This window comes from Pseudomonas alkylphenolica (genome assembly GCF_016009175.1).
In the GTDB taxonomy this organism is placed as follows: Bacteria; Pseudomonadota; Gammaproteobacteria; order Pseudomonadales; family Pseudomonadaceae; genus Aquipseudomonas; species Aquipseudomonas alkylphenolica_B.
The window spans coordinates 262,423-282,295 of sequence record NZ_JADUCM010000003.1 but is presented as its reverse complement, the minus strand read 5'-3'; the positions used below and the strand labels follow the sequence as shown (position 1 = coordinate 282,295).

Here is a 19,873-nt window from a genome sequence, read left to right as displayed (position 1 = left end):
TGTCAGCCACGCGCGATCAACGTCGCGTCAGCTTCGGCCTTTTCGGCCGCTTTCTGGCGGATGAGCTTTTCCAGCTCATCGACCAGGTTGTCATTGGTCAGCTTCTGCGCGGGCTTGCCGTCGATGTAGATCAGGTTCGGCGTGCCGCCGGTCAGCCCGACATGGGCTTCCTTGGCTTCACCAGGACCATTGACCACGCAGCCGATCACGGCGACGTCCATCGGTACCAGCAGGTCTTCCAGGCGCCCTTCCAGCTCGTTCATGGTCTTGACCACATCGAAGTTCTGCCGCGAGCAGCTCGGGCAGGCGATGAAGTTGATGCCACGGGAACGCAGGTGCAGGGACTTGAGGATGTCGTAACCGACTTTCACTTCCTCGACCGGGTCAGCTGCCAGGGAGATGCGGATAGTATCGCCAATGCCGTCGGCAAGCAGCATACCGAGGCCGACTGCAGATTTCACCGTACCTGAGCGCAGGCCACCGGCTTCGGTGATGCCCAGGTGCAAAGGCTGGATGATCTGCTTGGCCAGCAGGCGATAGGCTTCGACGGCCATGAACACGTCGGAGGCCTTGACGCTGACCTTGAAGTCCTGGAAATCCAGACGGTCAAGGTGTTCGACATGACGCAGGGCCGACTCGACCAGCGCAGCGGGCGTTGGCTCGCCGTATTTTTTCTGCAGGTCTTTTTCCAGGGAACCGGCGTTGACGCCGATGCGGATCGGAATACCACGGTCACGGGCAGCATCGACCACTGCACGTACGCGGTCTTCGCGGCCGATGTTGCCCGGGTTGATCCGCAGGCAATCGACACCCAGTTCGGCAACACGCAAGGCAATGCGGTAGTCGAAGTGAATATCGGCAACCAGCGGCACGCTGACCAGCTTCTTGATACGACCGAAAGCCTCGGCCGCGTCCATGTCCGGTACCGAAACACGGACAATGTCGACACCGGCATCAACCAGGCGGTTGATCTGCGCAACGGTGGCAGCGACATCGTTGGTGTCGGTGTTGGTCATGCTCTGGACGGCGATGGGCGCATCGCCGCCGACGGGCACATTACCTACCCAGATTTTTCGAGATTCGCGACGCTTGATCGGAGATTCGCCGTGCATGACTTATTGTCCCAACTTCAGGCGAGCAGTCTCGCCACTGGTAAACGGCGCAACGTCAACAGGCTGGCCGTTGTAGCTGACCTGCACGCCCCGGGCAAAGCCCAGGCGTACCGCAAACGGCGGTTTGCCGGTCAGGTCCAGGCTGTCGCCCTTGCGCTTGATGGCGCTGAACAGCACCTTGCCGTTGCCATCGGTGACCGAGGTCCAGCAATCGGCGGTGAATTGCATATGCAGCTGGCCACTACCGGCAGCTGCAGGGGCAGCGGCCGCAGGTGCCGTAGCGGCTACCGGTGCGCTGGCAACGACTGCAGGTGCCACCGGAGCGGCCGGTGCGGGTGCCGGAACGACCGCTGCTGGCGCGGCTACAGGAGCCACGGGAGCGGCCGGCGCGACCGGGGTGCTGGTGGCCGGAACAGCTGGTGTGCTGGCAGGCGCTTCAGCGGCGGTCTCGCCCGATTCACCGGTCGCCGGTGCCTGCTCCAGGTTCAGCGGCGTGCTTTCCGGTTGCTGGGCGGCACTGACGGCCTGGTCTTCCGGCTCGTCCAGCGGGTGGATCTGGGTAGTGCCGTCTGCGCTTTCAACTTCGACATGTTCAAGGGCCATGTTGACCAGGTCGCGGCTGCGCTGGCTGCTCTGGTCTTGCCACCAGAAGAAGCCGCCGCCAATCACCACCACCAACAGCAACAGGCTGACGATGCGCAAGATGTTGTGCGACAGGCGAACCGGCTCTTCGATCCTGCCCAGCGCGTGCACGTCACTGCCCTGGGCGTGGGTGCCGGTACATTGGTCAAAGGCCTGCACCAGGGCAGCCTGGTCCATGTCCAGCAACTTGGCGTAGGCGCGAATGTAACCACGGGCAAAGGTATGCCCGGGCAGCTTGTCGAAGGCGCCGGCCTCAAGATTGTTCAGAGAACTCACGGTCAGGTTGAGCTTGCGGGCCACTTCGGCCTGGGACCAGTCCCTGCTCTCACGGGCCTGACGCAGAGTCTCACCGGGGTTCTCGCGAGTCGCTGCTGCTACTTCGGGATGCGCCGCTTTCATCATTGCTCCGACAGGTATTGCTGATATTCCGGCGTACCGGGATAAAGTCGTTGTAATTGCAGGCCCAGCTCGGTGGCCTTGTTCCGTTCTTCGAAGACATCGGCCAGGCGACTGCCCAGCAGCAAGCTGCGGGCACTGTGGTCGCTCAGCTGGCTGAAACGATCGTAGTAGTCACGGGCCGGCACATAATGCCTGTCTTCGTAAGACAACTCAGCCATTTCCAACAACGCGCGTGGTTGTTGTTGATTGAGTCGCAAAGCTTTTACCAGGTATTCCTGCGCCTGATCACGCTGCCCGAGTCTCAAAGCGGTCAGACCGAGGCTCTCGAATACCCGGGAACGCTCAGGATACAGCGTATCGGCCGCCGCTTGGGCAAACATCTGTTGCGCCTGTGCGTATTGCCCTTGAGCATAAAGGAAACTGCCGTAATTGTTACGGATTCGCGTATCGTCCGGACGGCTGTTCAGAGCGGTCAGGTAGTGCTTTTCAGCCAATGCCGGTTCGTCTTCGGCCTGATACACCAAAGCCAGGGCCGCATGGGCTGCGGCATCCTGGCTATTGAGGTCCAGCGCTTTTTTCAGCGGCCCTTTGGCCTGTTCGGTCAAACCTTGTTGCAAATAACCTGACGCCAACTGCACGTAGGCCTGTGCGGCCTGCGCGCGCCCCTCGCGCCCCGCCAGCGTGTCCGAACTCCCGCCGGACACGCAGCCTGCAAGCAGGGCGAGCGACAGGATCGACAGCGCAGCGCGCAAGGTCATGGAGTTCCTCTCTTCAGTTCCGAACAGCGCTGTCTTGCATGTCGCCGTCGACATTCAACTGACGCACGGCGATATAGCGCTCGCTGCGGCGGGTACGGTCCATGACCTGGCCGACCAGCTGGCCACAGGCCGCGTCGATGTCCTCACCACGGGTGGTGCGCACCGTCACGTTGTAGCCGGCATGATGCAGGTGGTCCTGGAAGCGGCGGATGGCATTGTTGCTTGGCCGCTCGTAACCGGAATGCGGGAACGGGTTGAACGGGATCAAGTTGATCTTGCACGGAACGTTCTTGAGCAACTCGGCCATTTCCACGGCGTGTTCGAGTTTGTCGTTGACGTCCTTGAGCAAGGTGTACTCGATGGTCAGCACGCGCTTCTCGCCCAGTTCGGACATGTAGCGCATGCACGACTCGAGCAGGACCTTGAGCGGGTACTTCTTGTTGATCGGCACCAGTTCGTTGCGCAGCGCATCGTTTGGCGCGTGCAGCGAAAGGGCCAGGGAGACGTCGATGTGCTTGGCCAGCTCATCGATCATCGGTACCACGCCGGAGGTAGACAGTGTCACCCGGCGCTTGGAAATACCGTAGCCGAGGTCGTCCATCATCAGGTGCATGGCGGCGACCACGTTGTCGAAGTTCAGCAGCGGCTCGCCCATGCCCATCATCACCACGTTGGTGATGGCACGGTCGATGGTGGCCGGAATGCTGCCGAACGACTTGTTGGCAATCCACACCTGGCCGATGACTTCGGCGGCGGTGAGGTTGCTGTTGAATCCTTGCTTGCCGGTGGAGCAGAAACTGCAGTCCAGGGCGCAACCGGCCTGGGACGAGACACACAGTGTGCCACGCTTGCCCTGGGGGATGTACACGGTCTCGACGCAGCTGCCGGACGCCACGCGCACCACCCATTTACGGGTGCCGTCGCTGGAGATGTCCTCGCTGACCACTTCCGGACCGCGAATCTCGGCAACAGCCTTGAGCTTTTCGCGCAAGGCCTTGCCGACATTCGTCATGGCGTCGAAATCGTCGACGCCAAAGTGGTGAATCCATTTCATTACCTGACCGGCACGGAAACGCTTCTCCCCGATAGAGTCGAAGAATTTTTCCATTTCCGGCTGGGTTAGCCCCAACAGGTTAGTTTTGCCAGTCGATGTCGTCATGGATTCACCCTCACCCGTAAGCTTTCGCTTAGCGAGTGGTTACCTCGGTAGCTGCGAAGAAGTAAGCGATTTCGCGAGCAGCAGCGGCTTCGGAGTCCGAACCGTGAACGGCGTTGGCGTCGATGGACTCGGCGAAGTCGGCGCGGATGGTGCCTGGAGCAGCTTCTTTAGGGTTGGTAGCGCCCATCAGCTCACGGTTCAGAGCGATGGCGTTTTCGCCTTCCAGAACCTGAACAACAACTGGACCGGAGGTCATGAAAGCAACCAGGTCGCCGAAGAAACCACGGGCGCTGTGCTCAGCGTAGAAGCCTTCGGCTTCGGCTTTGGACAGCTGCTTGATTTTCGAAGCAACGATTTTCAGGCCGGCGTCTTCGAAGCGGGTGGTGATCTTGCCGATCACGTTTTTAGCAACGGCGTCAGGCTTGATGATCGAGAAAGTACGTTGAACAGCCATGGTGTAACTCCAGAAACGTTAAGTGAAGCGAAAAATTAAACCCGCGAATTATACGCGGGTTCCGGGGGATTGCCTAACCTGCCGAGCGCGCTCAGTCGGCTTCTTCGATCCAGGCCGCCTGGATGGCTTCGAGAACCTTCTCGCCGCCACGTTGCGGATCGTCACTGAATTCCGGCAATGCCAGCACCCACTGGTGCAGATCGACGAAGTTCACATAACGAGGATCGACTTCCGGCTTGCTTTCGGCAAGCTGGATTGCAATTTCAAGTACATCAACCCATTTCAGGCTCATGTCAGCTCCAGATCAATGCGGCGCTTCGGCGGCGTGGTTGAGCGAGTACTTTGGAATCTCGACGGTGATGTCTTCGGTACCGACCTTGGCCTGGCAGGTCAGGCGCGACGTAGGCTCCAGGCCCCAGGCGCGGTCCAGGTAGTCTTCTTCCAGCTCGTCCGCCTCGTTGAGCGAGTTGAAGCCTTCGCGAATCACGCAGTGGCACGTGGTGCAGGCGCAGACGCCACCGCAGGCGCTCTCGATCTCAATGTGGTTGTCGTGTGCCACATCGAGAATGGACTTACCCGTTTCGGCCTCGACGACCATGCCATCCGGGCAGAACTTCTCGTGGGGCAGAAAAATCACCTGCGGCATCAGTTATTCCTCGATCTCATTCAGGTTGCGCCCGGCCAAAGCGGCTTTAACCGTCGAATCAAGGCGACGGGCGGCAAAGGCATCGGTCACTTGCGACAGACGCTTGGTCTGCTGCTCGATGGCAGCGCCATCGGTACCGCTCATCAAATCACGCAGGTCTTGCATCTGTTGCTCGATTGCCAGACGCTCTTCGGCATCCAGCAGGCGATCACCATCGGCATCCAGGGCACCCTGCACCGCCTCGAGAAGGCGCTCGGCGTCGACCTGATGCTCGCGCAGCTGGCGGGCCACCTTGTCGAAACCGGCATGTTCGAAGGAATCCTTGAGCATGCGTGCAATTTCACCGTCGGTCAGGCCGTAGGACGGCTTGACCTGAATGCTCGATTCGACACCCGAGCCCAGTTCACGCGCCGAAACGCTGAGCAGGCCGTCGGCGTCGACCTGGAAGGTCACGCGGATCTTTGCCGCGCCGGCAACCATGGCCGGAATGCCACGCAGCTCGAAGCGCGCCAGCGAGCGACAGTCACTGATCAATTCACGCTCGCCTTGCAGCACGTGAATCATCATGGCCGACTGGCCGTCTTTATAGGTGGTGAATTCCTGGGCGCGGGCGACCGGGATGGTGGTGTTGCGCGGAATCACCTTCTCCATCAGACCGCCCATGGTTTCAAGCCCCAGGGACAGCGGAATCACATCCAGCAGCAGCAACTCGCCACCATCGCGACGGTTTCCAGCCAGGGTATCGGCCTGGATCGCGGCGCCAATGGCAACCACCTGATCCGGATCGATTTCGGTCAATGGCGTACGGCCAAACAGGGCACCAACGGCCTCACGCACACGCGGCACACGCGTCGAACCACCGACCATGACCACGGCGCCGACTTCTTCTAGCTCCACGCCGCTGTCGCGCACCGCGCGGCGGCAGGCCTTGAGGCTACGGGCAATCATCGGCTCGATCAGGGCATCGAACGCAGCGCGGGTCAGCTCGGCAGACCAGTTGCCATAGGCAACCGTCACGGAATCGGCATCGGTCAGCGCTTCCTTGGCGGCGCACGCCGCTTGCAGCAACTGACGCTGCGCGCCCGGGTCCAGATCGGAGGACAGACCAGCCTGCTCAACCATCCAGCTGGCAATCGCGTGATCGAAGTCATCACCACCCAGGGCACTGTCGCCGCCGGTGGCCAGCACTTCAAAGACACCGCCGGTCAGGCGCAGAATCGAGATATCGAAGGTACCGCCACCCAGGTCATAGATGGCCACCAGGCCTTCGGCATTCTGATCCAGGCCATAGGCCACCGCCGCCGCCGTCGGCTCGTTGAGCAGGCGCAGCACATTCAGGCCGGCCAGACGCGCGGCATCCTTGGTTGCCTGGCGCTGAGCGTCGTCGAAGTAGGCCGGCACCGTGATAACCGCACCGACCAGTTCACCACCCAGGGTCTCTTCCGCACGCTGACGCAGCACCTTGAGGATGTCAGCCGACACTTCTACCGGGCTTTTCGGCCCCTGCACGGTGTCGATGAACGGCATGTGCGACTCACCACCGACAAAGCGGTAAGGCAGTTGCTCGCCCAGCTGTTTGACGTCTGCCAGGCCGCGCCCCATGAAGCGCTTGACCGACAGTACGGTGTTGAGCGGATCACTGGAAGCGGCGTCACGTGCCGCCTGGCCGACATCGATTCGATCGGCGTGGTAACGCACAGCCGAAGGCAGGATGACCCGCCCTTGAGCGTCGGGCAGGGGCTCGCTGCGGCCGCTGCGAAGCGCGGCAACCAGGGAGTTGGTGGTACCAAGGTCAATCCCCACCGCCAGGCGGCGCTGGTGCGGTTGAGGGCTCTGACCGGGTTCGGCGATCTGCAGTAGGGCCATGCTTATCTGAATACCAGGGGCGCCGCCAGCGGCAGCGCCGAGTTAATCGTCGAGGCGCTCTTCCAGCTGGCGCACTTCATAGGCGAGCTTGTCCAGAAACTGCATGCGGCGCATCAGGCGTTCAGCCTGTTCACGCTGCGCAGGCACATTCCAGCAGGCGGCGAAGTCCTCGTTGAGCGCTTCCTGGGCGACTTTCAAGCGGCGCTTGAAGGTGGCGACACCATCGAGGTCGGCACTGTCCTGCAGATCTTCGAGCTCTTCGCGCAACTGCATCTGTTGCAGCAAGAACTCGGGATCGTGGACGGTGACTTCCTGCGGCACTTCGGCACCACTGATGGTCAACAGGTAGCGGGCACGCCGGGGCGGGCTCTTGAGTGTCTGGTAGGCTTCGTTCAGCGCAGCCGAACGCTCCAGCGCCACGCGCTGTTCACGTTCGGAGGCATCGGCGAAGCGATCCGGATGAACCTCGCGGGCCAGCTCGCGATAGCGAACGGCCAACTTGTCGAGGTCCAGACGGAAGCCAGGTTGCAGGTCAAACAGGGCGAAATGACAAGGAGTACCCACGCTCAGCCTCAGACGTTGAAGCTTTCGCCGCAGCCACACTCACCGCGTACGTTGGGGTTGTTGAACTTGAAGCCTTCGTTCAACCCTTCCTTGACGAAGTCCAGCTCGGTACCGTCCAGGTAAGTCAGGCTTTTCGGGTCAATGATGACCTTCTCGCCGTGGCTTTCGAAGACCAGGTCTTCGCTGTCCGGTTGATCGACGAACTCCAGCACATACGCCAGGCCCGAGCAGCCGGTGGTACGTACGCCAAGGCGAATACCTTCACCCTTGCCGCGTCCGTCGAGAGAGCGCCGCACGTGCTTGGCGGCGGCTTCTGTCATGCTGATAGCCATCGAGACTCCTTACCTGCAACAGGCGAACTTAGAGCAAACCTTTCTTCTGCTTGTAATCGCGCACGGCCGCCTTGATGGCGTCCTCGGCGAGTACCGAGCAGTGGATTTTCACTGGCGGCAATGCCAGTTCTTCGGCCAGCTGGGTGTTCTTGATGGTTTCGGCTTCGTCCAGCGTCTTGCCCTTCATCCACTCGGTGGCCAGGGAGCTGGAGGCGATGGCCGAGCCACAACCGTAGGTTTTGAACTTGGCGTCTTCAATCACGCCCTGCTCGTTGACCTTGATCTGCAGGCGCATGACGTCGCCGCACGCCGGGGCGCCGACCATGCCGGTGCCAACATCCGGGTCCTCGGCATTCATCTTGCCGACGTTACGCGGGTTTTCGTAGTGGTCGATGACCTTTTCACTGTATGCCATGGTGCAATTCCTTCCTCATCAGAGAGCCGCTCTTGCCGGCGGCTACTTAGTGCGCAGCCCACTCGATCTTGGAGATGTCGACGCCGTCTTTGTACATATCCCACAGCGGCGACAGTTCGCGCAGCTTGGTCACGGCCTCGCAGACCTTCTGCGCGGCGTAGTCGATTTCTTCTTCGGTGGTGAAACGACCGAAGGTGAAGCGGATCGAGCTGTGAGCCAGCTCGTCGTTGCGACCCAGGGCGCGCAGCACGTAGGACGGCTCCAGCGAAGCCGAGGTGCAGGCGGAACCGGAAGACACTGCCAGGTCCTTGAGGGCCATGATCAGCGACTCGCCTTCAACGTAGTTGAAGCTCAGGTTCAGGTTGTGCGGGATGCGCGCGGTCATGCTGCCGTTGATGTACAGCTCTTCGAGGCCTTCGACCTGCTTGTAGAAGCGGTCGCTCAGGGCCTTGATGCGGACGTTCTCGCTGGCCATCTGCTCTTTGGCAATGGCAAATGCTTCACCCATGCCGACGATCTGGTGGGTCGCCAGGGTACCCGAACGCATGCCACGCTCGTGACCGCCGCCGTGCATGGTGGCTTCCAGACGTACGCGCGGCTTGCGGCTGACGTACAGGGCACCAATGCCTTTAGGGCCGTAGGTTTTGTGCGCAGAGAACGACATCAGGTCGACTTTCAGCTTCTGCAGGTCGATTTCGACCTTGCCGGTAGACTGAGCGGCGTCGACGTGGAACATGACGCCGCGGGCGCGGGTCAGCTCGCCGATGGCAGCGATGTCGTTGATGGTACCGATTTCGTTGTTCACGTGCATGATCGAGACCAGGATGGTGTCGTCACGCAGGGCAGCTTCAACCATGGCCGGAGTGATCAGACCATCGGCGCCTGGCTCGATGTAGGTCACCTCAAAGCCTTCACGCTCCAGCTGGCGCGTGCTGTCGAGGACAGCCTTGTGCTCGATCTTGGAGGTGATCAGGTGCTTGCCCTTGGTGCTGTAGAAGTGCGCGACACCTTTGATTGCCAGGTTGTCGGACTCGGTGGCACCGCTGGTCCAGACAATCTCCCGCGGGTCGGCATTGACCAGGTCAGCGACCTGGCGACGGGCGTTCTCGACCGCTTCTTCGGCTTTCCAGCCAAAGACGTGGGAGCGCGACGCCGGGTTACCGAAGTTTCCGTCGACCAGCAGGCAGTCGCTCATCTTCTGGGCAACGCGTGGGTCGACCGGTGTGGTCGCGGAGTAATCGAGGTAGATCGGCAACTTCATTGAATATCTCCTATCAGGCGGTCGCGCCGCGCGTCGAAACGGTCATTCGACGGCTGACGTCTCAATCTTGTCCAGCTGCGGTGCCCGGCCTGCGATACGACGCAGGTCCTGACGCTGGGCGACTTCTTGTACCTCACGGCGAGTGACAAGGTCAGCCAGGCTGATGCCGCTGAGGAACTCGTGAATCTGCTGGCTCAAATCACACCACAAGTGGTGGGTCAGGCAGGTGTCGCCGGCGTGGCAATCACCCAGCCCCTGACAGCGTGTGGCGTCGACCGATTCGTTGACCGCGTCGATGACCTGGGCGACCTGAATGCTCTCCATGCTTCGTGACAGCTGATAGCCGCCACCAGGGCCGCGCACACTGGAAACCAGGCTGCTGCGGCGCAGCTTTGCAAACAGCTGCTCCAGATAAGAGAGGGAAATGCCTTGGCGTTCGGAAATGTCGGCCAGAGACACCGGCCCATTCTGCGCGTGCAACGCCAAGTCAAGCATGGCAGTCACGGCGTATCGGCCTTTTGTAGTCAGTCGCATGGCTAGTAGGTACCACGGGGTTACGGGATGGGAGCGAGTATGCTATTCCCGAGCATTTAAGTCAACTATAAGACCTAGTGCTTTAGTCGGGTTTGCCGCTGAACGGCGGCCAGAATGATAGCAAACTAAGGGGCGTGTGCGCACGCCCCTTCTGTCAATGCGTCGACGTGTCGCTGCGCGCCTCGCACTTGACCTCGGCGAAGTCTTCTTCGCGCAGCGCCGGCAGCTCCTTGGCGCAGTAGTCACTGCCCAGGTTCTTCAGCGCACCGCACATGTCTTCCAGGCGCCCGTCCACCGCCTGCAGGTGGTCAAGCAGTTGACCAATGGCGCGCGCGACCGGGTCCGGCATGTCTTCGCTGACGCCATAGGCATCGAAACCGATTTTTTCCGCCATGGCTTTGCGCCGCGCTTCAACCTCGGCATCGGTCTTGACGATGATACGCCCCGGAATACCCACAGCCGTGGCACCCGCCGGTACAGCCTTGGTAACCACGGCATTGGAACCGATCTTGGCGCCGGCACCAACAGTGAACGGCCCGAGCACCTTGGCACCGGCACCTACCACCACACCGTCTTCGAGCGTCGGATGACGCTTGCCCTTGTTCCAGCTGGTACCGCCCAGGGTCACGCCTTGATACAGCGTGACATCGTCACCGATCTCGGCGGTTTCGCCGATCACGATGCCCATGCCGTGATCGATAAAGAAACGCCGCCCGACCTTGGCACCCGGATGGATCTCGATACCGGTCATCCAGCGCCCGAAGTTAGACACCAGCCGGGCTGGCCATTTCAAGTCACGCCGCCACAGGGCATGCGCCGCCCGGTGCAGCCAGATCGCATGCATCCCGGGGTAGCAGGTCAGCACTTCAAAAGCATTGCGCGCCGCCGGGTCACGGTGGAATACGCTCTGGATATCTTCCCGCAGACGCTCGAACATCTATTCTTGATCCTTGCGCTTATGCGGCTCGCCACGGGCCACTTTCTGGGTTTCCGTGAGAATGCCGCGCAAAATACTCATTTCCGAACGATTGACCGAGCTGCGCCCATACAACCGACGCAAACGCGGCATCAGGTGCTTGGGCTTCTCCGGGTCGAGAAAGCCGATGTCGACCAGGGTCTTTTCCAGGTGCTCGTAGAACAGCTCCATTTCATCCATGGTCGCCAGCTCGCTGCTGCGCACCGACGTCACTTCAAATTTTTCCACTTTCGAAGGCTGGCCTTCGGCCGCCAGCCAGGCCATGCGCACCTCATAAGCCAGCACCTGTACCGCAGCTGCCAGGTTCAGCGAACTGAAGTCCGGATTCGACGGAATATGCACATGGAAGTGGCAACGCTGCAGCTCTTCGTTGGTCAGACCGGCGTACTCACGGCCAAACACCAGGGCGATCTCCTCGCCCTGGGCGGCATGTTCGATGACTTTGCTGCCGCATTCGCGCGGATCGACCAACGGCCAGGGGATACGCCGCTCGCGGGCACTGGTGCCGAACACCAGATTGCAACCGACCAGTGCTTCTTCAAGGGTGGCCACCACCTGCGCGCCACCCAGCACGTCGTCAGCACCCGACGCACGGGCATCGGCCTCGTGCGAGGGGAAGTCCTGCGGGTCAACCAGCACCAGGCGCGACAAGCCCATGTTTTTCATGGCACGCGCAGCGCCGCCGATATTGCCGGGGTGGCTGGTATTGACCAGAACAACACGAATATTTTGCAGCAAGGCGAGCGCTCACAGACACAGGAAAGAAGGAGCAAATCTTACAGAACACACCGACTTTACGCTACGAAAGCAAATGTGGCCCTTCTTCGCGCAAAGTTTTCTGTTAGAATGTTCGGCTTTCTTTAACGACCCAGGTGAAACGTCCATGCAGCCCATGCTGAATATCGCGCTGCGCGCCGCCCGCAGCGCCAGTGAATTGATTTTCCGCTCCATCGAGCGCCTGGATAGCATCAAGGTTGATGAAAAAGACGCCAAGGATTACGTCTCCGAAGTCGATCGCGCCGCCGAGCAAAGCATCATCAACGCGCTGCGCAAGGCCTACCCGAACCACTCCATCTACGGTGAAGAAACCGGCCTGCACGCTGGCACCGGCGAAGAAGGCAAGGACTACCTGTGGATCATCGATCCACTGGACGGCACCACCAATTTCCTGCGTGGCGTTCCGCACTTTGCCGTGAGCATTGCCTGCAAATACCGCGGCCGCCTTGAGCACGCCGTCGTACTGGACCCTGTCCGCCAGGAAGAATTCACCGCCAGCCGTGGCCGTGGCGCCCAGCTCAATGGCCGTCGCCTGCGCGTCAGCCCACGCACCAGCCTGGAAGGCGCACTGCTGGGTACCGGTTTCCCGTTCCGCGACAACCAGCTGGCAGACCTGGACAACTACCTGGGCATGTTCCGCGCCCTGGTCGGCCAGACCGCCGGTATTCGCCGCGCCGGTGCCGCCAGCCTGGACCTGGCCTACGTTGCCGCTGGCCGCTTCGACGCCTTCTGGGAGTCGGGCCTGTCGGAATACGACATGGCTGCAGGCGCACTGCTGATCCAGGAAGCCGGCGGTCTGGTGAGCGACTTCACCGGCGGCCATGACTTCCTTGAGAAGGGCCACATCGTTGCCGGTAACACCAAGTGCTTCAAGGCCGTATTGACCGCTATCCAGCCGCACCTGCCTGCTTCGATCAAACGCTAAGTTTCGACCAGGCAAAAAAAAGCACCCTTCGGGGTGCTTTTTTATTACCTGCGGTTTACTGGCCTGGCTGGGCCTGGCTCAGCACCAGCTTGCCTTCTTTATCCAGCGGGATCTGCGAGCCCGGGTCACGATCCATGCGGATCTGCCCGACCTTGTCGCCGATCGAATACTTGACGTCATACCCCACCACTTTCTCGCTCAGGTCATTGACCGTGTTGCAGCGAGTTTGCGTGGTGGTATAGGTATCGCGCTCCTGCATCCCTTCCTGCACCTTGTTACCGGCATAGCCGCCACCGACCGCACCGGCCACCGTGGCAATCTTTTTACCGGTACCGCCACCGATCTGGTTACCCAGCAGACCACCCGCCAGGGCGCCGACCACGGTACCTGCAATCTGATGCTGGTCTTTCACTGGCGCCTGACGCGTAACGGTCACGTCTTTACAGACTTCTCGCGGTGTTTTCACGGTCTGTTTGACCGGCTGCACCGCCAACACTTCAGCGTATTCCGGCCCACTCTTGACCAGGTTGTAGGTGGCTACAGCACCTCCGGCAGTCACACCGACCGCTCCCAGAACCGCACCCACCAGCATTGACTTGTTCACGTGAACCTCCTGATCGTACCCGCAGGACATTGCCTGCCTTCTCCCTGCCTTGGAGCATAAAAAAAGGCGCGAGTTCAATACTCGCGCCTTTCTCTGCGACAAACAGCGTGGGAAAACTCGTTATGGACGCTCGTCCACACCGTCGGTTTTAGCCGGCGGAATCAGGTCTTCGCTGTTCAGGTTCAGCCAGATCAGCACCACGTTGGCGATGTAGATCGACGAGTAGGTACCCGCCATTACACCGACGAACAGGGCGATGGAGAAGCCCCACAGGTTGTCGCCGCCGAAGAACAGCAAGGCGGCAATGGCCAGCAGGGTCGACACCGAGGTCGCCACGGTACGCAGCAGGGTCTGGGTGGTCGAGATGTTGATGTTCTCGATCAGCGACGCCTTGCGCAGCACACGGAAGTTCTCACGCACCCGGTCGAACACCACGATGGTGTCGTTGAGCGAGTAACCGATGATCGCCAGCACCGCCGCCAGCACCGTCAGGTCGAAGGTAATCTGGAAGAACGAGAGGATACCCATGGTCACCACGACGTCGTGGATCAGCGAGATGATCGCACCCACAGCGAACTTCCACTGGAAGCGGAACGCCAGGTAGATCAGGATCCCGCCCAGTGCCAGGAGCATCCCCAGGCCACCCTGGTCACGCAGCTCTTCACCGACCTGAGGACCAACGAACTCGACGCGCTTGACCACCGCAGGGTTGTCGCCACCGACCTTCTGCAAGGCTTCGGCAACGCGGTTACCCAGCATCGGATCATCGCCCGGCATACGCACCAGCAGGTCGGTGGTGGCGCCAAAGCTCTGCACCACGGCATCATGGAAACCGGACTTGACCAGCTCCTCACGCACCTGCTCAAGGTTGGCAGGACGCTCGTAGGTGAGCTCGATGAGCGTACCCCCGGTGAAGTCCAGACCGAAGTTCAGGCCCTTGTGAAACCAGCTGAACAGCGCCAGTGCGGTGAGGAGCATGGTGACGGCGAACGCAACGTTGCGAACGCCCATGAAATTGATGGTACGTAACATGGCAGCCCCTTAAACCCACAGCTTCTTGATGTCACGCCCACCACAGGTCAGGTTGACCAGTGCACGGGTCACCATGACGGCGGTGAACATCGAAGTAAAAATCCCGAGGGACATGGTTACCGCGAAGCCCTTCACCGGACCGGTACCCATGGCGAACAGAATGCCGCCGACTAGCAGGGTGGTCAGGTTGGCATCGACGATCGCCGAGTAAGCACGGTTGAAACCTTCGTGGATAGCGCGCTGCACCGACATGCCGGCCGCAAGCTCTTCGCGGATCCGGGAGAAGATCAGTACGTTGGCGTCAACCGCCATACCCATGGTCAGTACGATACCGGCGATACCTGGCAGGGTCAGCGTTGCCCCCAGCAGCGACATCAACGCCAGCAGCAACACCATGTTGCCCGCCAGGGCGATGGTGGCCAGCAAGCCGAAGAAGCGGTAGATCGCCATGATGAACAGCGAGACGAAGAGCATGCCCCACAGGGATGCATCGATACCCTTGGTGATGTTGTCAGCACCCAGGCTCGGACCGATGGTGCGCTCTTCAGCGAAGTACATCGGTGCAGCCAGACCACCGGCACGCAGCAGCAGGGCCAGTTCCGACGACTCACCCTGCCCGTTCAGGCCGGTGATACGGAATTGACTGCCCAGTGGCGACTGGATGGTTGCCAGGCTGATGATCTTTTTCTCTTCCTTGAAGCTCTGGATTGCGACGTCTTTCTCGACACCGTCAACCACCTGCTTCTCGTAGCGCGTCATCGGCCGTTGCTCGATGAAGATCACTGCCATGCTGCGACCGACGTTGCTGCGCGTGGCGCGGCTCATCAGCTCACCGCCATGGCCGTCCAGGCGAATGTTCACCTGTGGACGACCGTGCTCGTCAAAGCTGGCCTGCGCATCGGTCACCTGGTCACCGGTGATGATCAGGCCGCGCTCGACCGCTGCCGAACGACCGCCCTCACGGAACTCGAAGACTTCAGTAGTGGCTTTCGAGGCACCGGGCTCAGCACCCAGGCGGAACTCGAGGTTGGCGGTCTTGCCGAGAATACGCTTGGCTTCGGCGGTATCCTGAACACCTGGCAGCTCAACCACGATGCGGTTGGCACCCTGGCGCTGAACCAGCGGCTCGGCCACACCCAGCTCGTTGACCCGGTTACGGACCGTGGTCAGGTTCTGCTTGATCGAGTATTCACGGATTTCTGCAATCTTCGCCGGCGTAATCGCCAGGTGCAGCACCGACAGGCCGTTACGCTCGGTGGTGGTCAACTCGAAATCATTGAAATTCTTGCGGATCAGGCTACGGGCCTGTTCGCGGGAAGCATCATCGGAGAAGCCCAGCTGAATGCCGCCATCTTGTTGCGGCAGGCTGCGGTAGCGAACACGCTCCTTGCGCAGCAGGCTTTTGACTTCACCTTCGTAGACCTTCAGACGGGCAACCATGGCCTTGTCCATGTCTACTTCCAGCAGGAAGTGCACACCACCCGACAGGTCCAGACCCAGCTTCATCGGGCTTGCACCCAGATTGCGCAGCCATTGCGGGGTGGTCGGTGCCAGGTTCAGTGCGACGACGTAGTCGTCACCCAGCGCCTTGCGTACGACATCCTTGGCTGGAAGCTGGTCTTCCTGCTTGGTCAGGCGCACCAGTGCACCCTTGCCCTTCTGGCCCAGGCTTGCATCCTTGACCTGAATACCGGCATCGGCAAGCGCTTTGCTTACACGATCCAGATCACCCTGGGTGACCTGCAGCGCCGTACTGGCACCGCTGACCTGAACGGCCGGATCATCAGGATAGAGATTGGGAGCGGAATAAATAAAACCGATCGCCAGTACCACCAGGATCAGTGCGTATTTCCACAGAGGGTATTTGTTCAGCATCACGCCGCCCGTTCAAGACGCGGGGCGCCTTGCGCGCCCCGTCGATTGGTAAAAAACTGAAACTTAGATCGCTTTGAGCGTGCCTTTTGGCAGGGTCGCGGCTACGGCGCCCTTCTGGAACTTCAGCTCTACGTTATCGGAAACTTCCAGTACTACGAAGTCATCGGCAACTTTGACGATCTTGCCAGCGATACCGCCATTGGTGACAACTTCATCACCTTTTTGCAGGTTGCTCAGCAGGTTCTTCTGCTCTTTGGCACGTTTGGCCTGTGGGCGCCAGATCATCAGGTAGAAGATGACCAGGAAGCCAACCAGGAAAATCCACTCGAAGCCGGTACCGGCTGGGCCAGCAGCGGCAGGGGCAGCAGCGTCCGCGTAAGCGGCGGGGATCAGAAAGCTCATTTAGCACTCCAGTTGCATTCAGTACTTGTTAGGGATCGACAGAACATCAGTCCAAGGGCGGCACAGGCAGCCCGCGCTTGGCGTAAAAGGCATCGACAAAGACGGCCAATGTACCTTGTTGAATAGCCTCGCGTAAACCAGCCATCAAACGCTGGTAATGACGCAAGTTATGGATCGTATTCAACATACTGCCCAACATTTCGCCGCACTTGTCCAAGTGATGCAGATAAGCACGGGAGAAGTTCTGGCAGGTGTAGCAGTCACAGGTCGGATCCAGTGGCGAATCATCATGGCGATGGAACGCGTTACGGATTTTCAGCACGCCGGTATCGACAAACAGATGGCCGTTGCGCGCGTTGCGCGTAGGCATCACGCAATCGAACATGTCGACGCCGCGGCGCACACCCTCAACGAGATCTTCCGGCTTGCCTACCCCCATAAGGTAACGAGGTTTGTCAGCAGGCATCTGGCCTGGCAGGTAATCCAGGACCTTGATCATTTCATGCTTGGGCTCGCCCACCGACAGGCCGCCAATGGCCAGGCCATCGAAGCCGATCTTGTCCAGGCCTTCGAGCGAGCGCATCCGCAGGTTTTCGTGCATGCCGCCCTGAACGATACCGAAGAGCGCGGCGGTGTTGTCACCATGGGCATTCTTCGAACGCTGGGCCCAGCGCAGCGACAGCTCCATGGAAATGCGCGCGACATCTTCATCGGCCGGGTACGGAGTGCACTCGTCGAAGATCATCACCACGTCGGAACCGAGGTCACGCTGCACTTGCATGGACTCTTCCGGGCCCATGAACACTTTCGAGCCATCGACCGGCGAGGCGAAGGTCACCCCCTCTTCCTTGATCTTGCGCATGGCCCCCAGGCTGAACACCTGGAAACCACCGGAGTCGGTCAGTATCGGGCCCTGCCATTTCATGAAGTCGTGCAGGTCGCCGTGCGCCTTGATCACCTCGGTACCCGGGCGCAGCCACAGGTGGAAGGTGTTACCCAGGATCATCTGCGCGCCAATGGCCTCGATGTCCCGCGGCAGCATGCCCTTGACCGTGCCATAGGTACCCACCGGCATGAACGCCGGGGTTTCGACCACACCACGGGGGAACGTCAGGCGGCCGCGACGGGCCTTGCCGTCGGTGGCCAGCAATTCGAAGGACATACGACAGGTGCGACTCATGCTTGATCCTCGGGGCCGCGCGGCGCCGGATTGCGGGTGATGAACATGGCATCACCGTAACTGAAGAAGCGGTAACCGTTCTCGACTGCCGCCGCGTAGGCAGCCATGGTCTCGGGGTAACCGGCGAAGGCCGAAACCAGCATCAGCAGCGTGGATTCAGGCAAATGGAAGTTGGTGACCAGGGCATCGACCACATGGAACGGACGGCCCGGGAAGATAAAGATGTCAGTGTCGCCGCTGAAGGCCTTGAGCACACCGTCACGCGCGGCACTTTCCAGCGAGCGCACACTGGTGGTGCCGACAGCGATCACCCGGCCGCCACGGGCGCGGCAGGCGGCCACGGCGTCGACGACGTCCTGGCTGACCTCCAGCCACTCTTTATGCATGTGGTGGTCTTCGATGCGCTCAACCCGCACTGGCTGGAAGGTGCCAGCGCCAACGTGCAGGGTGACGAACGCGGTTTCGACGCCTTTGGCGGCGATCTTGCCCATCAGTTCTTCATCGAAATGCAGCCCGGCCGTCGGCGCTGCAACCGCACCGGCGCGCTCGGCGTAGACCGTCTGGTAGCGCTCGCGGTCGGCACCTTCATCAGGACGGTCGATATACGGCGGCAGCGGCATGTGGCCGACGCGGTCCAGCAGCGGCAGCACTTCTTCGGCAAAGCGCAACTCGAACAGGGCGTCGTGGCGGGCAACCATCTCGGCCTCGCCGCCACCGTCGATGAGAATCTGCGTACCGGGCTTGGGTGACTTGCTCGAGCGCACGTGGGCCAGCACGCGATGGCTGTCCAGTACCCGCTCGACCAGAATTTCCAGCTTGCCGCCGCTGGCCTTCTGGCCAAACAGACGCGCCGGAATCACCCGGGTATTGTTGAACACCATCAGATCGCCCGGACGCAGATGCTCGAGCAAGTCGGTGAACTGGCGATGAGCCAGCGCCCCGCTCGGCCCGTCCAGGGTCAACAGCCGGCTGCTATGGCGCTGCGCCAGTGGATGGCGAGCAATCAGGGAATCAGGGAGCTCAAAGGAGAAATCAGCGACGCGCATGATGGTGTTCGGTTTGACAGGGCCGCAAAGTTTAGCCGAAAAGACAAAAATTCACCATGAAAGCTAATTGACCAACGGTAGGCACCTCTCTATACTTCGCCGCCACAAGCCCTGATGGCGGAATTGGTAGACGCGGCGGATTCAAAATCCGTTTTCGAAAGGAGTGGGAGTTCGAGTCTCCCTCGGGGCACCAAATCCAGGTTTTCGTCAGCTTTCGCATGACAGAAAACGCCTCAACAAAGCCCGCCCCGTGCGGGCTTTGTTGTTTCTGGCAGTTCTGCTCGCGCTCGCGCAGCGTACACACGCTCCGGGCATGAATCCTCTGGATTCAATGGCCCCACGCTCACCCTGGCTGATCAATCAGCACACCTACCTGGTGACCTATCACGTGCTTGGCTGGCAGAAAACAAAAACCCCCTGTTACATCGGTAACAGGGGGCTTTGGATTAGTCCTGAAACAGACTAATCAGTGCAGTTCCAAAATTACTGCTGCTGCGGCAGCTTGTCGATTGGGCCGCAGCCACCAATAATTTTGGAAACGGAAACCGATGGGTGGAACAGGTAGTCATACGAGCAGTTTTTTGGCTGGTTGTAGACTTGACCAGTGCAACCCGAAAGAAGGGCAACACCGGAAACTACAGCAACAGCAACCGATGCTTTCAACAGCTTTTTCATACAAAGTCCTTTAAATTATGAAGCACCGCCTTAATGGCGGAAATCCGATTATACGGAAATCCGGTGAATCTCTCCAGCCGCTCTCCACCGGGGCCTGCCAGGCCATAAAGATTAACCGCGCGACGCTGAAGTCCGAATTCAGACACAGCGCACCCGACGAACGCGGCAATCATGTTTCCGAACAATCCGGCCCGACTTTTTGTCGTGCTTTCATCGTGATGACTGATCGAAAAAGCAAC

General features: G+C 60.3%; 23 protein-coding genes and 1 tRNA gene. 2 read left to right on the top strand and 22 right to left on the bottom strand.

The annotated features are described in order from the left end of the window. Window positions 1-2 precede the first annotated feature (2 nt). The 15 genes from ispG to trmJ all read right to left on the bottom strand — a co-directional run bounded on the left by ispG (window position 3) and on the right by trmJ (window position 11,856). On the bottom strand, window positions 3-1,112 hold the full coding sequence (gene ispG / locus I5S59_RS05820; RefSeq protein WP_128322642.1) for a flavodoxin-dependent (E)-4-hydroxy-3-methylbut-2-enyl-diphosphate synthase: 1,110 nt from the start codon (window positions 1,110-1,112) through the stop codon (window positions 3-5). Between the two features lie 3 nt (window positions 1,113-1,115). Next, window positions 1,116-2,153, bottom strand: coding sequence for a RodZ domain-containing protein (locus tag I5S59_RS05815; protein WP_197875771.1), 1,038 nt, complete (start codon window positions 2,151-2,153; stop codon window positions 1,116-1,118). Beyond that, window positions 2,153-2,911, bottom strand: coding sequence for a type IV pilus biogenesis/stability protein PilW (gene pilW, locus I5S59_RS05810; protein WP_197875770.1), 759 nt, complete (start codon window positions 2,909-2,911; stop codon window positions 2,153-2,155). The genes I5S59_RS05815 and pilW overlap by 1 nt, the downstream gene beginning before the upstream one ends. A 13-nt stretch (window positions 2,912-2,924) precedes the next feature. Beyond that, window positions 2,925-4,070, bottom strand: coding sequence for a 23S rRNA (adenine(2503)-C(2))-methyltransferase RlmN (gene rlmN, locus I5S59_RS05805; protein WP_197875769.1), 1,146 nt, complete (start codon window positions 4,068-4,070; stop codon window positions 2,925-2,927). 28 nt (window positions 4,071-4,098) lie between these two features. Then, window positions 4,099-4,524 carry a nucleoside-diphosphate kinase gene (gene ndk, locus I5S59_RS05800; protein ID WP_128322646.1) on the bottom strand — a complete coding sequence of 142 codons (426 nt, stop codon included), beginning with the start codon at window positions 4,522-4,524 and terminating at the stop codon, window positions 4,099-4,101. Window positions 4,525-4,615: 91 nt separating this feature from the next. Beyond that, on the bottom strand, window positions 4,616-4,816 hold the full coding sequence (iscX, locus tag I5S59_RS05795; protein WP_028942766.1) for a Fe-S cluster assembly protein IscX: 201 nt from the start codon (window positions 4,814-4,816) through the stop codon (window positions 4,616-4,618). A 12-nt stretch (window positions 4,817-4,828) separates the two neighbouring features. Beyond that, window positions 4,829-5,170 (bottom strand): ISC system 2Fe-2S type ferredoxin, encoded by a 342-nt coding sequence (fdx, locus tag I5S59_RS05790; RefSeq protein ID WP_128322647.1) that lies wholly within the window; start codon window positions 5,168-5,170, stop codon window positions 4,829-4,831. A gap of 3 nt (window positions 5,171-5,173) precedes the next feature. Continuing rightward, window positions 5,174-7,036 carry a Fe-S protein assembly chaperone HscA gene (gene hscA, locus I5S59_RS05785; protein ID WP_197875768.1) on the bottom strand — a complete coding sequence of 621 codons (1,863 nt, stop codon included), beginning with the start codon at window positions 7,034-7,036 and terminating at the stop codon, window positions 5,174-5,176. A gap of 42 nt (window positions 7,037-7,078) precedes the next feature. Then, entirely contained in the window at window positions 7,079-7,600 is a 522-nt protein-coding gene (hscB, locus tag I5S59_RS05780) for a co-chaperone HscB (protein WP_128322649.1), read from the bottom strand. An 8-nt stretch (window positions 7,601-7,608) separates the two neighbouring features. Next, the gene (gene iscA, locus I5S59_RS05775) at window positions 7,609-7,932 is read right to left on the bottom strand and encodes an iron-sulfur cluster assembly protein IscA (protein WP_010223463.1); all 324 of its coding nucleotides are present in this window, start codon (window positions 7,930-7,932) and stop codon (window positions 7,609-7,611) included. Between the two features lie 28 nt (window positions 7,933-7,960). Beyond that, on the bottom strand, window positions 7,961-8,347 hold the full coding sequence (gene iscU / locus I5S59_RS05770; RefSeq protein WP_002552476.1) for a Fe-S cluster assembly scaffold IscU: 387 nt from the start codon (window positions 8,345-8,347) through the stop codon (window positions 7,961-7,963). A gap of 46 nt (window positions 8,348-8,393) precedes the next feature. After that, on the bottom strand, window positions 8,394-9,608 hold the full coding sequence (locus I5S59_RS05765) for an IscS subfamily cysteine desulfurase (protein WP_197875767.1): 1,215 nt from the start codon (window positions 9,606-9,608) through the stop codon (window positions 8,394-8,396). Between the two features lie 42 nt (window positions 9,609-9,650). Further along, window positions 9,651-10,142: a Fe-S cluster assembly transcriptional regulator IscR gene (gene iscR, locus I5S59_RS05760; RefSeq protein ID WP_036993915.1), complete on the bottom strand. Its 492-nt coding sequence runs from the start codon at window positions 10,140-10,142 to the stop codon at window positions 9,651-9,653. Between the two features lie 154 nt (window positions 10,143-10,296). Further along, on the bottom strand, window positions 10,297-11,079 hold the full coding sequence (gene cysE / locus I5S59_RS05755; protein WP_197875766.1) for a serine O-acetyltransferase: 783 nt from the start codon (window positions 11,077-11,079) through the stop codon (window positions 10,297-10,299). Then, window positions 11,080-11,856: a tRNA (cytosine(32)/uridine(32)-2'-O)-methyltransferase TrmJ gene (gene trmJ, locus I5S59_RS05750; RefSeq protein ID WP_197875765.1), complete on the bottom strand. Its 777-nt coding sequence runs from the start codon at window positions 11,854-11,856 to the stop codon at window positions 11,080-11,082. 145 nt (window positions 11,857-12,001) lie between these two features. Here trmJ and suhB point away from each other — a divergent pair, with 145 nt between their 5' ends. Beyond that, window positions 12,002-12,820: an inositol-phosphate phosphatase gene (gene suhB, locus I5S59_RS05745; RefSeq protein WP_197875764.1), complete on the top strand. Its 819-nt coding sequence runs from the start codon at window positions 12,002-12,004 to the stop codon at window positions 12,818-12,820. 55 nt (window positions 12,821-12,875) lie between these two features. Here the strand turns inward: suhB and I5S59_RS05740 are convergent, their stop codons facing one another. From I5S59_RS05740 to queA, 6 genes are all read right to left on the bottom strand, one after another. Beyond that, window positions 12,876-13,424: a glycine zipper 2TM domain-containing protein gene (locus tag I5S59_RS05740; protein ID WP_197875763.1), complete on the bottom strand. Its 549-nt coding sequence runs from the start codon at window positions 13,422-13,424 to the stop codon at window positions 12,876-12,878. A gap of 120 nt (window positions 13,425-13,544) precedes the next feature. Then, complete coding sequence (secF, locus tag I5S59_RS05735; protein ID WP_197875762.1) at window positions 13,545-14,456, bottom strand: protein translocase subunit SecF; 912 nt, start codon at window positions 14,454-14,456, stop codon at window positions 13,545-13,547. A gap of 9 nt (window positions 14,457-14,465) precedes the next feature. Further along, window positions 14,466-16,331: a protein translocase subunit SecD gene (gene secD, locus I5S59_RS05730; protein ID WP_197875761.1), complete on the bottom strand. Its 1,866-nt coding sequence runs from the start codon at window positions 16,329-16,331 to the stop codon at window positions 14,466-14,468. Window positions 16,332-16,394: 63 nt separating this feature from the next. Further along, window positions 16,395-16,733, bottom strand: coding sequence for a preprotein translocase subunit YajC (gene yajC / locus I5S59_RS05725; protein WP_116550238.1), 339 nt, complete (start codon window positions 16,731-16,733; stop codon window positions 16,395-16,397). A gap of 46 nt (window positions 16,734-16,779) precedes the next feature. Beyond that, on the bottom strand, window positions 16,780-17,895 hold the full coding sequence (gene tgt, locus I5S59_RS05720) for a tRNA guanosine(34) transglycosylase Tgt (RefSeq protein WP_164897216.1): 1,116 nt from the start codon (window positions 17,893-17,895) through the stop codon (window positions 16,780-16,782). A gap of 14 nt (window positions 17,896-17,909) precedes the next feature. Continuing rightward, the gene (queA, locus tag I5S59_RS05715) at window positions 17,910-18,959 is read right to left on the bottom strand and encodes a tRNA preQ1(34) S-adenosylmethionine ribosyltransferase-isomerase QueA (protein ID WP_128322659.1); all 1,050 of its coding nucleotides are present in this window, start codon (window positions 18,957-18,959) and stop codon (window positions 17,910-17,912) included. A 108-nt stretch (window positions 18,960-19,067) separates the two neighbouring features. Here queA and I5S59_RS05710 point away from each other — a divergent pair. Next, window positions 19,068-19,152: transfer RNA gene (locus I5S59_RS05710), tRNA-Leu, on the top strand. 290 nt (window positions 19,153-19,442) lie between these two features. On the opposite strand, the gene I5S59_RS05705 is transcribed toward I5S59_RS05710, so the two are convergent. Further along, a complete protein-coding gene (locus I5S59_RS05705) occupies window positions 19,443-19,634 on the bottom strand; it encodes a DUF4223 family protein (protein WP_075226586.1) in 192 nt (63 codons plus the stop codon). Window positions 19,635-19,873: the final 239 nt, after the last annotated feature.

What these genes read in the sequence shown, in the direction of transcription:
- secD (WP_197875761.1), bottom strand. Translation starts at nt 16,331, where the DNA reads ATGCTGAACAAATACCCTCTGTGGAAATACGCACTGATCCTGGTGGTA.
- rlmN (WP_197875769.1), bottom strand. Translation starts at nt 4,070, where the DNA reads ATGACGACATCGACTGGCAAAACTAACCTGTTGGGGCTAACCCAGCCG.
- suhB (WP_197875764.1), top strand. Translation starts at nt 12,002, where the DNA reads ATGCAGCCCATGCTGAATATCGCGCTGCGCGCCGCCCGCAGCGCCAGT.
- secF (WP_197875762.1), bottom strand. Translation starts at nt 14,456, where the DNA reads ATGTTACGTACCATCAATTTCATGGGCGTTCGCAACGTTGCGTTCGCC.
- iscX (WP_028942766.1), bottom strand. Translation starts at nt 4,816, where the DNA reads ATGAGCCTGAAATGGGTTGATGTACTTGAAATTGCAATCCAGCTTGCC.
- queA (WP_128322659.1), bottom strand. Translation starts at nt 18,959, where the DNA reads ATGCGCGTCGCTGATTTCTCCTTTGAGCTCCCTGATTCCCTGATTGCT.
- tgt (WP_164897216.1), bottom strand. Translation starts at nt 17,895, where the DNA reads ATGTCCTTCGAATTGCTGGCCACCGACGGCAAGGCCCGTCGCGGCCGC.
- ispG (WP_128322642.1), bottom strand. Translation starts at nt 1,112, where the DNA reads ATGCACGGCGAATCTCCGATCAAGCGTCGCGAATCTCGAAAAATCTGG.
- cysE (WP_197875766.1), bottom strand. Translation starts at nt 11,079, where the DNA reads ATGTTCGAGCGTCTGCGGGAAGATATCCAGAGCGTATTCCACCGTGAC.
- iscU (WP_002552476.1), bottom strand. Translation starts at nt 8,347, where the DNA reads ATGGCATACAGTGAAAAGGTCATCGACCACTACGAAAACCCGCGTAAC.
- iscA (WP_010223463.1), bottom strand. Translation starts at nt 7,932, where the DNA reads ATGGCTATCAGCATGACAGAAGCCGCCGCCAAGCACGTGCGGCGCTCT.
- hscA (WP_197875768.1), bottom strand. Translation starts at nt 7,036, where the DNA reads ATGGCCCTACTGCAGATCGCCGAACCCGGTCAGAGCCCTCAACCGCAC.
- I5S59_RS05765 (WP_197875767.1), bottom strand. Translation starts at nt 9,608, where the DNA reads ATGAAGTTGCCGATCTACCTCGATTACTCCGCGACCACACCGGTCGAC.
- pilW (WP_197875770.1), bottom strand. Translation starts at nt 2,911, where the DNA reads ATGACCTTGCGCGCTGCGCTGTCGATCCTGTCGCTCGCCCTGCTTGCA.
- fdx (WP_128322647.1), bottom strand. Translation starts at nt 5,170, where the DNA reads ATGCCGCAGGTGATTTTTCTGCCCCACGAGAAGTTCTGCCCGGATGGC.
- iscR (WP_036993915.1), bottom strand. Translation starts at nt 10,142, where the DNA reads ATGCGACTGACTACAAAAGGCCGATACGCCGTGACTGCCATGCTTGAC.
- I5S59_RS05705 (WP_075226586.1), bottom strand. Translation starts at nt 19,634, where the DNA reads ATGAAAAAGCTGTTGAAAGCATCGGTTGCTGTTGCTGTAGTTTCCGGT.
- yajC (WP_116550238.1), bottom strand. Translation starts at nt 16,733, where the DNA reads ATGAGCTTTCTGATCCCCGCCGCTTACGCGGACGCTGCTGCCCCTGCC.
- I5S59_RS05815 (WP_197875771.1), bottom strand. Translation starts at nt 2,153, where the DNA reads ATGAAAGCGGCGCATCCCGAAGTAGCAGCAGCGACTCGCGAGAACCCC.
- ndk (WP_128322646.1), bottom strand. Translation starts at nt 4,524, where the DNA reads ATGGCTGTTCAACGTACTTTCTCGATCATCAAGCCTGACGCCGTTGCT.